The following is a 13,039-nucleotide window of genomic DNA, read 5'->3' on the forward strand; positions in this document are numbered from 1 at the left end:
CGGGTCGCTACGCTCCCCGGCCGCTCACGCTCCGCGTGAGCGGATGCGGCTCGCTCCGCTCACCGCGGCGGCACGCGCTGCGCGCCCACCGCCAAACGCAGGGCAGGCGGCCCGCGCTGCGGGCCGCGGCCGGGCTCCGGCCGACCCGTGGCCTCCGCTGCGCTCCAGCCACCCGGGGCGCGCCCCCAACTCCCCGTGCGGGCAAGGCGTGCCACGCTCCGCGCGGCCCACCCGCAGGCTGGCGGCCCAAGCAGCAGCAAGAGGGGGTGACGGGGGATCGGGACGGGTGTCAGAGTTCGAGGCCAGCCACCCGGAGGAAACGGAGGATTGAGGGGGCGTCAAGACCCTGGATTCGCTTGCGGTAAGGCGAGACTAGCAGCTTGAGCCACGTTCGGGGGAATCTCGGATTCTTTGTGCTTCATTTCTGGAACGAGATAAACTCTGGACTCAGAGCACACCACCCCGAACCGCTCCGGAGGGTTATCGAGATCCACCCAACCGCCTTGCCGGTGTTCCGGTAGGACGGATCAAGCAGCCGATTGCGTCAGTCCCACCGTAGCCCTTGTGGCCCGTCTACGTGCAGGTTTCCCGTTTCCCACCGCTCGAATCGACCGGACGGCACCCCAGGAGAAGGCAGGCGATATGTCGAGCACAGACCGCGCTGATCAGCGCGAGGCAGCCCAGCGAGAAGCCATTGACGCGGTCGTGCGCGCCCTCGAATTGCCTGCAAGATCACTTGTGCCAGAGCGAGGGCTCCGGACGCAGGTGATCATGGCGACCGGGTCCGGGAAGACCCGGGTGGCGGTCCGCAGCGCGGAGGAACTCCACGCGGGCCGTGTGCTGGTGCTCGTTCCCTCGCTGGACCTGCTCGCCCAGACCGAGGCCGCGTGGCGCGAGGGGGGACGCCGGGGGCCGATGATCGGGGTGTCTTCGCTGCGGGGTGAGGAGGTGTCCTTCCCCAACACCACGGACGTGGACGAGCTGGTGGAGTGGACGCGGGGCCTGGACAAGGTGACCGTGTACGCCACGTACGCGTCGCTCGGGCTGGGCACGCTGGAGCGGGCGCATGCCGGGGGCCTGGCGGCCTGGGACCTGATCGTCGTGGACGAAGCCCACCGTGTTTCGGGCCGGATCGGGAAGCCGTGGGCGGTCGTCCACGACAACCAGAAGATCCCGTCCCTGCGCCGCCTCTACATGACGGCCACGCCCCGGCTGTGGCAGCTCGGGGACGAGGACGAGGCCGGCGCACCGGGCGAGCTGGTCGCGAGCATGGAAGACGACCCCGAGGGCCCCTTCGGCAGTCGCTGCTTCACTCTGACCCTCTCGGAGGCCATCGACCGGGGAATCTGTGCCCCCTACCAGGTCGTATGCGTCGACGTCACCGACACCGCGCTCCAGGCCGCCCAGCTCCTCGGCGCCGAAGGCCGCTCCGCAGAGGTCCGCGGGGCGCGGCTCGCCGCTCTGCAGACCGCCCTGGTGAAGGCGTCCGCGGAGGAGAACTTCCGGCGCACGCTCGTCTTCCACCACGTCGTCAAGGAAGCCGAGGCGTTCGCGGTCGGCCTCCCCGACGTCGCCGCGCAGCTGCACGCATCCGACCCCGAGCTGTACCCCAAGACGATCTGGGCGGACTGGCTGTGCGGCGACCACAAACCGCTCCACCGCCGCCGCCTCCTGGGCGAGTTCGCCGCCGGGATCGCCACGGACGGCACCGTGGTGGAGAAGTGCTTCCTGTGCTCGGTGAAGGTCCTCGGGGAGGGCGTCGACACCAAGAACTGCGACTCCGTCTACTGGGCCGACGTCCGCGGCTCCATGCCCGACCTCGTCCAGGCCGTCGGCCGCGCGCTGCGGATGCAGCCCGGCGAGGGCAAGGTCGCCTCGCTCGTCGTGCCGGTCCTGCTCGGGCCCGGCGAGACGGCGGACAACATGCTCACCTCCCGGGCGTTCGGCGGGTTGGCGAAGCTGCTGGAGGCGCTCAGGGCGCACGACGCCCGGGTGGTGGAGCAGCTCGCCGAACAGCAGGCACCCAGCGCCTACAAGCCCGTCCAGAAGGCCGTGCAGGGCCAGGAGGGCCGGGGTGAGGGGAACGGGTCCGGCGGGCCGTCGGCGTCCGCGCGGAAGCTGTTGAAGTTCAGCACGCCGCGCGACCCGGCGCAGCTGGCGGCGTTCATCAACCTGCGGGTTCTCAACCCGGAGCACGAGCACTGGCGGCGCGGGGTGGAGGCCACCGTCATCTTCGCGCGCGAGCACGGCGACCTGAAGGTGCCCTTCACCTACCGCGTGCCCGAGGGCGAAGAGGCGGAAGGGGTCGGGTGGCCGGCCTCGCTCACAGGCTTCCCCCTCGGGCAGTGGATCGCCGACAACCGGCGCTTCTACGCCCGCGGCGATATGGACGAGGACCGCATCGAGCAGCTGGAAAAACTGGGCATGGTGTGGTCGCACTTCAACGTCGCGTGGGAGGAGGGCCTGTCCGCCGCGCGCGGGTGGGCCGAGACGAACGGTCACCTCCTGGCCCCGCTGGACGCCACGCACCAGGGCTACCGGGTGGGGATCTGGCTGAAGAACGCGCGGGCAGCCGCCCGCAAGGCCGCCGAGATCGAGCAGCGCCGTGCTGAGGGCCTGCCGGTCGAGTCCTCGGCGGGGGCGCTGGCGAGCGAGCGGCGCGAGCAGCTGGAGGACATCGACCCGTCGTGGTGCCCGAGCTGGCCGGTGGAATGGCAGAGGGCCTTCCACCTCGTCCGGCTGCACCTCGAGGAGGTCGGCGGCGAGCTGCCGATGGAGCCGGGCGTCGTCGTGCACCAGAGCGAGGACCTCGGGCGATGGGTGCGCTCGGTCCGGCTCGGCTGGGACAAGCTCACAGGCGTGCAGCAGTGGATGTGCGAACAGGTCCTCGGGATCACCCCCGCGACCGAGGACGAGAAGCCGCCCCCGCGCCGCACGCAGGCCGACAAATGGGCGCTGAACTACCAGGCCGCCCAACAGTTCTACGAACGCGAAGGACACCTTCAGGTCCCGAGGAAGCACATCGAACGGACCGTCGGCGAGGACCAGGAGGAGCGGGAGCTCCGACTCGGGGCATGGATCGCGAACCAGCGCAGCCGAGCCGCAACACTGACATCGGAACGGATGGAACTGCTGTCCGCGATCGGGATGCGGTGGTCGTGACGGGCATCGTCGTCACCGCGGCCGCCGCGCTCACGGCCGGCTACCTGCTCGGGCGTCTGCGCCCGTGGCGGCGTGCCGGCGACTGGGCGGCCGATCAGGTCCGCTTCACCGGGACGTGGGTCCGGGGCGGCGCCGGGCGGCAGGCAGTCGTCGTCCTGGTCCACGTCGTCACTGCGCCGCGCACCAGCTGGCGCATCATGCGCCGCCCGGTCACCGAGACGCGGGCGTCGGCGCCCGTACGCGATCCGGACTGGATCGCCCACCGCACCTGGCCAGACAAGGGAGGCACCACGTGAGCACCGAGCAGCACGACGCCGACGCGTGCGGCGAGGAGCTGGCCCCTGAGGAAACCTGAACCTTCGCGCCCGAGCGCACTTTCAGACCGCTACCAGGACCACGAGGCTCGTGGGGCGCCGGCGATGTTCGTGCGCCGGGCGGCATCCAGGGCTACACAGATCCCCCGTCGGGTACCGCGGCGACCCACCTGATCACGGACCGGAATGGATTGCCCCTGTCGCTGGGCGTCTCCGGTGCCAACATGCACGACAGCCTCGGCCTGAAGCCACTGGTGCGGGGGACCCGCCCGTCCGCTCCCGACGCGGCCCGCGTCGTCGGCGCCCGGCCAAGCTCCATGCGGACAAGGGCTACGACCATGACCACCTGCGCAGATGGCTCCGTAAGAGGGGCATCCGCCACCGCATTGCCCGTAGGGGCATCGAGCCCTCCACACGACTGGCCGCCACCGCTGGGTCGTCGAGAGGACGGTGTCTCCTGGCTGGCTGGATGCCAGCGCGTGCATCGCCGCTACGAACGCAAGGCCGAGCACTTCCTCGCCTTCGTAGGTATGGCCGCAGCTCTCATCAACTACCGCCGACTCACTTCGTAGACAACAGCGACTAGGATCTACCGTGACATCGCGTGTCGATCACCGGCTGGGTGAGGCATGGAGGTGTCGGGAGGTGCCTTCGGAGGCATTCCTTGTCAGTTGAGTTGAACCACACGATCGTCCACGCCCGAGATAACCGGGAGTCCGCCCAGTTCTTCGCGGACCTGCTGGGCCTTGAGATCACCGCGGAGTGGGGCCCGTTCATCGCGGTCGGCCTGAGCAACGGCGTCACGCTGGACTTCGCCATGATCCCCGCGGACCACATCGCCATGCAGCACTACGCCTTCCTGGTCTCCGAGGAGGAGTTCGACGCGGCGTACGCGCGGATCAGGGAGCGCGGCATCGAGCACTACGCCGACCCGCACCGGCAGCATCCCGGCGCGATCAACCACAACGACGGCGGCCGCGGGGTGTACTTCATGGACCCGGCGGGCCATGCCATGGAGCTGATCACCGTGCCGTACGGCGGCTGGACCTCGTAAGCACATGCGCCGAGCGCCGCACCCCAGCCCGGGGTGCGGCCCTCGATCGCGGCTTGTGCCCAATGTGCTCGCGGCCGGCGCCCTGCGATTACCTGAGCCGCCGCCAGGCGGGGAGCCTGCTTTCCTGGTTGGCACCGAACGCTGGCAGAGGACCCATAGCCGCGCAACCCCCGTGCTCAGCGCCGGCTGGGCCACCAACAGCGGCGCGGATGGGGGGGTGGTGCGCTGGGGCGGCTCGTGAGGTCATGAGCCGTGTGTTCGACTTGTGCTGTCACTGTGGGTGATGGACGAAGCTGCGGTATTCCCTGGGTGACATGCCGTAGGCCCTTCGGAAGGCGCGGGTGAAGTCGGCGGCGTGGGTGAAGCACCAGCGGGCGGCGATGGTGTGGATGGGGGTGGTGCGCATGGTGGGCTGTGCGAGGTCACGGCGAGCGTGCTCCAAGCGCTGGCCACGAATCCAGGCAGCGATGGATTCCTCTTCGCGCTCAAAGAGGCGGTACAGGTAGCTGCGGGAGATGTGGTGCGCGGCGGCGATGGTACATGGGGTCATTTGCGGGTCGTGCAGATGCTGCTGGACGAAGGCCCGAATGCGCAGTACGAGGGTATGCCGGTGGGTTTCCGGGGGGAGGGAACTGTCTGCGTCGAGGATGTGGGCGAGCAGCGCGGAGAGGAGGTCGACCGCCACGGTGCCCAGGCGGGGTCCGTCGTCGGGTCGGTAGGAGCCGGAGTCCCGGGCAGCTTGGGTGAGGAACTGAGCGAGTAGCGCACCGACGCCCTCATGTCCCGACAGCCGTCGCATGAGCAGTCCGTCAATGGCGTTCTCTGGCAGCGGCAGCTGTTTTCGGGGGACGAAGAGTCCTGTTCCCGAGACGGTGCCTTCGCCGTCGCTGGTGATCGCCCGCATGAGGTGGGGTCGTGAGGTGTCATGGAGTACCAGGTCGTACCGTTCGTATTCCGCCTCGTGATCGGGACCGCTGTGGCTCATGGTCCCGGTTAAGGGGAGCGAGAGGTGGTACAACCCGGGATCAGACTGTTGGATGAGCTTCTGCGTCCGCCTCAGGGTCATCGAAGGGTGCTCCACCGTCCACAGACGTACGCCCCCCAGGTCCAGGATGCGCTGCGACGCTGCGAAGTCCCCCGCATGGTCGCTTTCGACCTCGGCGGTATACGTCTGGGAGACATGGTCACGCCAGCAGTCGAACCGGTCCTTCGGCGGTAAGCCGTCAGTTTGGAACAGCCTCTCGGTGAGCACCGCTTCCTCCTCAGCTGCCTCACGAGCCCTTGAACAGCTCGTGCCTACTCCCTGATACGGAAGTCAGGAGTTCACCAGTCGCCGATGCACAGCGGATAAATCTCCTGGTGGAGAGAGCTGTGTGGCACCGGCTCACCTCGCATAGCCGACCAACATGCGTGCCTGTTTCGTTCCTGGGTCGGGTATCGAGCCGGGCGAACCCTCACTGGAGCGCTACGAGGGGCTGGCGGCGTGCTCCCGCAGGAAGGCTCCGGCGTGGGCGGCGGCCTCTTCCTTCGTCGCGTACCAGGTGCCGTCCCCGGCGGCGTCACGTGTGGCGTCCGCGCCTTCGCCTGCCCAGGCCCAGCCGCCGGACGACGGGTCCTGCACCAGTTCGGCGGTGCCGCCGAAGAGTTGGAGCACTGTGCCCGTCTTCGCCGCCGCGGCCGCGGGACGGGGAACCGCGTCAGGCCACTTCTTGCGCGCGCCCTGGCGGGTGATGCCCCAGACCGCCCCCATCTGCTCGTAGTTCGCACCGTAGGAGCCGGCTGTCGCTGCCGCGATCGCCGTCAGCCGCTTGACCTCCGTATCCACCACCTTCCAGGCGGCGAGGACGGACAGCGTCACATCAACCGGGTCCGCCTCCCACATGCGGGCCGTGGACTGCCCTGACTGGCGGGAGCGAATGGCCGCTGCGAGCGGGTTGAGGGCGTCCGTAAGGGCCTTGCCCAGCTCGGCCCGCTCTTCGGGGGTGATCTCCATCGAAGCCATGCGACAACTTTAGTTAACGCTCTCCATCTCGACAACATTAGTTCCGGCCAGTCGGGCGACATCGGCGTGACCTTCAGCCACGGTGAGCCGGCCGAGCAGGGTGTGCTCAGTACCGAACCGTCGCGGCCCAAGGCCGGGCCTCGCTCAGGGGTTTCGTCAGCGCCGTGCAGACCTCGGGGGTGTAGGCGGGCCTGGACAACTGGTGTCAGCAGTCAGGTAATTCCCCACGATCTGCATGATCAGCGTCAGCTAATTCCCCACCCTTGTGGTCACGATTCCCCACCGGGATGCTGACCATGGGTGGTGCCGCTGACCACGCTCGAACTGGCACCATATTCCCCGTTTCGTATGGTTTGTGCGACAGTTAGCTATTCCTTGCGAATCGGCCGGGTTCCCCATGGGCATGCCGGTGCCCGGGTTGAGGGTCCTGGCCTCTCGGAGCCTTCGCGGTCCCTTGACCTGCGAGCCGAGGGGTCGACGGACGCACCGGATGGCAAGGAGAAAATTCACCGTGGTCGACATCGTCGAGATCTACGTGCACTGGTACGCGGGCCGGTCGAAGAGCCAGGTGTCCGCCTCGCTGGGGGCGGACCGCAAGACGATCAGGAAGTACCTGGCGCCGGCGGAGGCGGCCGGGATCACCCCGGGCGGGCCGCCCATGAGCGAGGCGGACTGGGCCAAGCTGCTCAAGAGCTGGTTCCCGGAGCTGGCCAGCCGGAGGCTGTACCAGGTCCGGTGGGGAGAGATCGAGCCGCACCGTGACTACGTCAAGCAGTTGCTGGAGACCACGACGGTCACCACGATCCACCAACGGCTGTGAGACGAAGGCAAGTTGAAGGTGTCGTTGTCGACGTTCCGCCGCTGGGTGCACGAGAACCTGCCCGAGGAGGCGGCCCGTTCGAAGGTCACGGTGCTGCGGGAGAACGTCGAGCCGGGCTCGGAGGCCCAGATCGACTACGGCTTCCTGCGGCAGTGGATCAACCCGGCGACCGGGAAACGGCACCGGATCTGGGCGTTCGTGAGGGTGTTGCCCGCCTCGCGGCACATGTTCGTCCGCCCGGTGGCGCACATGGACCAGCACGCCTGGACCCTCGCGCACGCGGAAGCGTTCCGCTTCTTCGGCGGCGTCCCGCGGCGCCTGGTGCCGGACAACCTCAAGACCGGGGTCGACAAGCCGGACCTCTACGACCCGCAGATCAACAAGTCGTATGCCGAACTCGCCACCTACTACGAGACATTGGTGGACCCGGCCCGTGCCGCGAAGCCGAAGGACAAACCGCGGGTCGAGCGGCCCATGCCCTATGTCCGAGACTCGTTCTGGAGCGGGCGGGCGGACGTTCACCTCACTGGAGCACATGCAGGCCGAGGCCCTGACCTGGGCGATGAACGTCGCAGGTCAGCGGCAGTGCCGCCCGCTGGACGGCGCGAAGCCGCTGTCGGTGTTCGAAGCGGTGGAGGCCGAGGCCCTGCTTCCGCTGCCGGCCGAGCCGTTCGTGCTGGCCAGGTGGTCGAAGGCGACGGTCGGCCCGGACATCCACATCAAGGTCGGCCGCACCCTCTACTCGGTGCCCTGGAAGCTGAGCGGACGCCGCGTCGACGTCCGCTCCACCGCCGTGACGGTGCAGGTCTTCCACGAAGGCGAGCTGGTCAAGACCCACGCCGCCCTTGAACAGGGCAAACGCACCGACAAGAACGACTACCCGCCCGAGAAGATCGCCTTCCAGATGCGGACCCCGATCTGGTGCCTCGGCCAGGCATCCCAGGCCGGCGACGCCTGCCGGGAGGTGATCGACCAGCTCCTGGAGGTCAACGCCCTCTACCGGCTCCGGGCCGCCCAGGGGATGCTCGGGCTGCGGAAGAAACACGGCGACATCCGCCTGGAGGCCGCCTGCCGCAAGGCGATCGCGGTCGGCGACCCGTCCTATCGCACCGCCAAGGGCATCTTGGTCGCCGGCACCGAGACCGACCCGGAACCCGAGACCGGCGACGCCGGCGCCTCGGCCTTTCTGCACGGGCCCGAGGGCCTGTTCGCCGCCACCATCCCTGCCCAGACCCCCGGCAGCGTTCACGACGACCAGGGCCACGATGACGCCGAGGAGGCCGCCCGATGAGCGTGATGACCACCGCCCTGCGTGATTCCCTCAAGACCCTGCGGCTGTCCGGGATGCTCGAAACCCTCGACGCCCGCCTCACCCAGGCCCAGAAGGGCGAGCTCGGACACCTCGACTTCCTCCAGGTCCTCTGTCACGACGAGATCACCCGCCGCGAGAGCGTCGCGCTCGAACGCCGCCTTCGCAAGGCCAAGTTCGAGCAGCAGGCCACCCTGGAGGGCTTCGACTTCGGCGCCTCCCCGAAGCTGCCCGCCGCCCAGATCCGTGACCTGGCGGCCCTGCGCTGGCTTCACTCCGGTGAGTCCGTAATTCTGTTCGGACCCGTCGGCGTCGGGAAGACGCACGTCGCCCAGGCCCTGGGCCACCAGGCCGTCCGCCAGGGCGCCAACGTCCGCTTCACCAGGACCAGCCGGCCCCTGGCCGGGCTCGCCGGCGGCCACGCGGACCGCACCTGGGACAGGCGAATGCGCGAACTTATCCGCCCTGACCTGCTCATCCTCGACGACTTCGCCATGCGCCAGCTGTCCGCGGCCCAGGCTGACGACCTCTACGAGCTCGTCTCCGAGCGGCAGGCCGGTCCCTGATCATCACCAGCAACCGGGCGCCAGCGGCTGGTATCCCTTCTTCCCCAACCCCGTCGTCGCCCCGCTCCTGGACCGGCTGATCAACTCCAGCCACCAGGTCATCATGAACGGCCCCAGCTACCGACCCAACCAGCGTCCGAAGGGGCCCACCGAGCCCCCGGCCAAGTAACCGAGGACGTCCCCAGGGGCTGGGGACTTACGTGACCACAGCCCCTGGGAACTGCGCCGTCGTCCAGACTCTCAGACCTTACGTGCGGTCACCAGGGCGAAGGAGATGAACTCCCCGGCGTCTGCGGTGAGCATGTCGATGACGGGCTGGTTCGCGTTCCGCCCGTCCGGCTGGTGTTCGGCGCCTGCCCGGGCCCACAGCAGCCAGTCCCGCCAGGCGTCTTGCTGCAGACGCGCGGACGTGACCTCCACCAGCTCGGTGATCTCCCACTGGAAGCGCCACCACTCCGCCGTGTGCCAGGCAATCGCTTCCCAGCCGACCACCTTCTTGATGTGGGGCGGTATGGCCCCGAGCTCTCGGACCTCCCGTGTCATGGCGGGAGTCGCCATGCCCAGCTGTCCGCCAGGACGGACGAACCGCAGCAGGTAGGGGAGGTAGCTGTCCGCCGTGCCGAAGTACTCAAAAGCGTCCACACTCACGATGGCGTCGAAGCTCTCCGCTTCGAACGGCAGGGCGTGGGCCTCCGCTCGTACGGCCTCCACCTGGTCGCCGACACCCGCCTCGGCGAAGACGGCTGTCGCGTCCTCGGGAGCGATCCACAAGTCGGCCGCGACGACCTCGGCGCCGTACTCGCGGGCCAGGAACACCGATGTGGCGCCCTTGCCGGAACCGAGGTCGAGAATCCGCATCCCCGAGCGCAGATCAAGGTTCTGGGCGAGGTCCTCCAGCAGCCACAACGGGTTCGGTCCCATGCCCAGGTCGAGCAACCAGGCGGGGTCATAACGAGAGGAACGCGGATAGCGGTCCGGACGTACGAGATCGTTCAAGGCAGCCACGAACACGGACCCAAGCTGATCATCTACCCGGGACGCAACCCGTTTTCACCTCACCACATCGGCGCACCGCCCACATGGCACGGTGCGGTCAGCAAGTGGCTCGGTCTCTCCGGTCACGAGCGGAGCCCGACCGCGACCGCCGTTAACCGTGCACGAGCTCGTTAGGCCACCACCTGGGGAATTACGTGATTCGTCGACACCTGCCCGCAGGCCGAGCACACGGACTCCACGTCCCACCGCAACGAGCCACCGACAAGGCCGTGGACGCCCCAACACTCCAGCTGTGCCCCACAGTCCGCGCACGGAGCGCTGTACCTGACGCTTTCGACGACCAGCTCTTCCATCCCACCCCTCAACCATCATGAGGCTGTTCGGTCAGCAGACCGTCGCCGCGAAGCCCCCGCCGCACCCCGCGCCACGCCGGCCACTCCCCGACCTACCAGCGAGCAGGCTACCCACTGATCACAGAGTGTCACCGATCCAGGGTCCGACGCCAGCACTCAACCGCCTTTCAACCTCTGGGCTTGGGGATGACGTGCTCGATCACGGGTGGATGACCGCCTCCTGCCATGTGTGCTTTGCGGTCCCGGACCTTGAGCAAGCGATGCAGGACCTTCAGCGTGCAGTCGGCGATGAGTGAGTGGTCCCGTGTCCGACCGGCTTGGGGAGCGGGGCTACCGCATCGCCTTCACCATGGGCGGGCGCCCTTCGTCGAGTTCATCGAAGGTCCGCCAGGCAGCCCCTGGGATGCGTCCAAGGGAGCCAGGTTCGATCACATCGGCTTCTGGACCAGCGATGTGCGTCAAGGGGCCCAGCGTCTGGAAGAAGAGGGCATGCCCATGGGACTTCTCCGACTGCCCGTATGGCGGCCCTTCGCCTATCACCAGATCGGCAGCATCGGCGCACGGATCGACTCGTTGACGTCGTCAGGCTAGCCAGCTTCCTGCGCGGGTGGAATCCGGGCCGTAAGCCGATGCCCGCCGTCGACGAGCCATACAGAAGCCGGCGTCTCATCACGCAGGCTCACTGGGGCGCGACGGTGTGCCCGCAGGTACGGGCCTGCGGGAGCACCTGGGTGGCCGGCAGGCGGCGCGGCTCATGGGCCGCGCCCGCCGCAACGGCGGGCAGCGCGACGGTCGCGGCGAGCCCCGCGGCACCGGCGACGGCTGTGGAGTGCCCACCGCCCGCTCCTGGGGCGTCGCCTTGCTGGCGCGTTCTCGATCCGGATACGTCTCGAAGTCGTACAACCCCGTTGCGTAGTGATGGCTGTCACGTAGCCTTCCACTTCGGAATGAGCGTTTCGCTCCATAATTGCTGTTTTATGGAGGTACTCAGGGGAACATGCTTGCGTATACGTTTCCGCCCACAACTTCTTCATGGAATCTTCATTTTGTGGGCGGGGGATGTCGGGGATGCCTGTATCGGTGCGTCGAAGACGCTGTCATCGGGTGTTATCGGCGGGGATGGGCGGGTTGCTGACGGCAGGCCTGCTGCCCGCTTTCCTCGGCCACTCCGCCTGGGGCGCGCCTCGCCCGTCGGCAGGCGCCACGGCCACTGCCGCGGCGCACGAGCCGGACGGCCGGGCCGCTACCGAGGATGCCGCCCTGGAGCAGGCCAGGCGCACGGGGCGGGAAGTCGAAGTCGCTTCGCTGCGTGGCGAGTCGGCCGATGTCGTGGCCACGGCGGAGGGCAAGCTCCAGGCCCGGCAGTACCTGCGTCCGGTCCGCACCAGGGTGTCGGGACAGTGGAAGGACATCGACACCGACCTGGCCGAACAGGGCAATGGGAGGGTGGCGCCGAAAGCTGCGGCTGTAGGCCTGGCGTTCTCCGGCGGTGGCGACACACCACTGGTGACGATGCGCAAGGCGGGGCGCGCGCTGGCGCTGTCCTGGCCGGGGGCGCTGCCCGCTCCGGTGCTCGACGGCGCGGAGGCCACATATCGTGACGTACTGCCCGGTGTGGACCTGCGGATGGGTGCGCAGGCGGACGGATTCACCCAGCTGCTGATCGTCAAGTCGGCTCAGGCCGCCGGAAGTCCGGAGCTCGGGCAGCTTCGGCTCAAGCTGGCGACGGACGGCGTGGACGTCAAGGAGACTGCTGCCGGTGGTCTGAACGCGGTTGACCAAGGCTCCGGCTCGTCGGTTTTCGAGGCTCCGACGCCGCTGATGTGGGACTCCAGCACGGGCACCGGTTCCCGCGCTTCCCACAGGACGCTCAAGTCCCGGAAGGCCGCCGGGAAGGCAAGCCGTTTTGCCGGGGACGGTCGCGAGGGTGGTGAGCCCCCGGCCGGTGAGTCGGGCAAGCTCGCGCCTGTGGGGGTGGACGTCCCCGCGGGACAGGGCCAGGTCGTCCTCAAGCCCGACACCGAGGTGCTCAAGGGCAAGGACACCGTCTACCCCGTCTTCATCGACCCCCAGTGGTCCACTCCGCGGGCGACCTCGTGGACGATGGCGTCGAAATACTGGGCATCGTCCCCGCAGTGGAAGTTCAACGGCGACCACGACGCAGGCATGGGCTACTGCAACTGGAACTACTGCCGGCCCAACGACACGAAGCGGCTCTTCTACCAGGTGCCGACCTCCTCCTTCGCCGGCAAGTCGATCCTGTCGGCGGAGTTCGTGGTCCGTAACACCTGGTCCGCCTCCTGCAGCAAGAAAGAAGTCGAGCTGTGGCGGACCAAGGCCATCTCCTCCTGTACGACCAGCTCGGCAACCAGACCTGGTCCAAAGACCCCGACAAGGGCACCACCAAGGCCACCTTCGACGACCGCAGCCGGCAGATCTCCACCGAGGACGCAGACGGCGCCG

General features: G+C 68.4%; 8 protein-coding genes and 3 pseudogenes. 8 read left to right on the forward strand and 3 right to left on the reverse strand.

Annotated elements, in window-relative coordinates; all coding sequences use genetic code 11:
• Window positions 1–642 precede the first annotated feature (642 nt).
• The 4 genes and pseudogenes from ACGFN2_RS10240 to ACGFN2_RS10255 all read left to right on the forward strand — a co-directional run bounded on the left by ACGFN2_RS10240 (window position 643) and on the right by ACGFN2_RS10255 (window position 4,530).
• Complete coding sequence (locus ACGFN2_RS10240) at window positions 643–3,162, forward strand: Helicase associated domain protein (RefSeq protein WP_393359050.1); 2,520 nt, start codon at window positions 643–645, stop codon at window positions 3,160–3,162.
• Complete coding sequence (locus tag ACGFN2_RS10245) at window positions 3,159–3,458, forward strand: hypothetical protein (RefSeq protein ID WP_393359052.1); 300 nt, start codon at window positions 3,159–3,161, stop codon at window positions 3,456–3,458. Before ACGFN2_RS10240 ends, ACGFN2_RS10245 begins: the two co-directional genes overlap by 4 nt.
• A gap of 185 nt (window positions 3,459–3,643) precedes the next feature.
• A pseudogene (locus ACGFN2_RS10250) lies at window positions 3,644–4,048 on the forward strand (IS5 family transposase); the annotation flags it as partial.
• A gap of 92 nt (window positions 4,049–4,140) precedes the next feature.
• Window positions 4,141–4,530: a VOC family protein gene (locus ACGFN2_RS10255; RefSeq protein WP_393359054.1), complete on the forward strand. Its 390-nt coding sequence runs from the start codon at window positions 4,141–4,143 to the stop codon at window positions 4,528–4,530.
• A 271-nt stretch (window positions 4,531–4,801) separates the two neighbouring features.
• Here ACGFN2_RS10255 and ACGFN2_RS10260 read toward each other — a convergent pair whose 3' ends face one another.
• Both ACGFN2_RS10260 and ACGFN2_RS10265 read right to left on the reverse strand, forming a co-directional pair.
• Window positions 4,802–5,782 (reverse strand): helix-turn-helix domain-containing protein, encoded by a 981-nt coding sequence (locus ACGFN2_RS10260; RefSeq protein WP_393359056.1) that lies wholly within the window; start codon window positions 5,780–5,782, stop codon window positions 4,802–4,804.
• A gap of 213 nt (window positions 5,783–5,995) precedes the next feature.
• The gene (locus ACGFN2_RS10265; RefSeq protein ID WP_393359058.1) at window positions 5,996–6,532 is read right to left on the reverse strand and encodes a hypothetical protein; all 537 of its coding nucleotides are present in this window, start codon (window positions 6,530–6,532) and stop codon (window positions 5,996–5,998) included.
• A gap of 511 nt (window positions 6,533–7,043) precedes the next feature.
• On the opposite strand from ACGFN2_RS10265, the pseudogene istA reads away from it, so the two are divergent.
• Both istA and ACGFN2_RS10275 read left to right on the forward strand, forming a co-directional pair.
• A pseudogene (gene istA, locus ACGFN2_RS10270) lies at window positions 7,044–8,643 on the forward strand (IS21 family transposase).
• Complete coding sequence (locus ACGFN2_RS10275; RefSeq protein ID WP_393359060.1) at window positions 8,640–9,227, forward strand: ATP-binding protein; 588 nt, start codon at window positions 8,640–8,642, stop codon at window positions 9,225–9,227. The pseudogene istA and the gene ACGFN2_RS10275 overlap by 4 nt, the downstream one beginning before the upstream one ends.
• A 240-nt stretch (window positions 9,228–9,467) precedes the next feature.
• Here the strand turns inward: ACGFN2_RS10275 and ACGFN2_RS10280 are convergent, their stop codons facing one another.
• A complete protein-coding gene (locus ACGFN2_RS10280) occupies window positions 9,468–10,232 on the reverse strand; it encodes an SAM-dependent methyltransferase (RefSeq protein WP_393359062.1) in 765 nt (254 codons plus the stop codon).
• 1,041 nt (window positions 10,233–11,273) lie between these two features.
• Between ACGFN2_RS10280 and ACGFN2_RS10285 the strand changes: the two genes are divergently transcribed.
• Both ACGFN2_RS10285 and ACGFN2_RS10290 read left to right on the forward strand, forming a co-directional pair.
• Window positions 11,274–11,492, forward strand: coding sequence for a hypothetical protein (locus tag ACGFN2_RS10285; protein WP_393359064.1), 219 nt, complete (start codon window positions 11,274–11,276; stop codon window positions 11,490–11,492).
• Between the two features lie 203 nt (window positions 11,493–11,695).
• A pseudogene (locus tag ACGFN2_RS10290) lies at window positions 11,696–12,934 on the forward strand (LamG domain-containing protein); the annotation flags it as partial.
• Window positions 12,935–13,039 lie beyond the last annotated feature (105 nt).

The organism is Streptomyces sp. NPDC048612, assembly GCF_043199295.1.
Taxonomy (GTDB): domain Bacteria; phylum Actinomycetota; class Actinomycetes; order Streptomycetales; family Streptomycetaceae; genus Streptomyces.

Bases quoted from the DNA above. Each gene is read 5' to 3' on its own strand.
- ACGFN2_RS10240 (WP_393359050.1), top strand. From the start codon at position 643: ATGTCGAGCACAGACCGCGCTGATCAGCGCGAGGCAGCCCAGCGAGAA.
- ACGFN2_RS10265 (WP_393359058.1), bottom strand. From the start codon at position 6,532: ATGGCTTCGATGGAGATCACCCCCGAAGAGCGGGCCGAGCTGGGCAAG.
- ACGFN2_RS10275 (WP_393359060.1), top strand. From the start codon at position 8,640: ATGAGCGTGATGACCACCGCCCTGCGTGATTCCCTCAAGACCCTGCGG.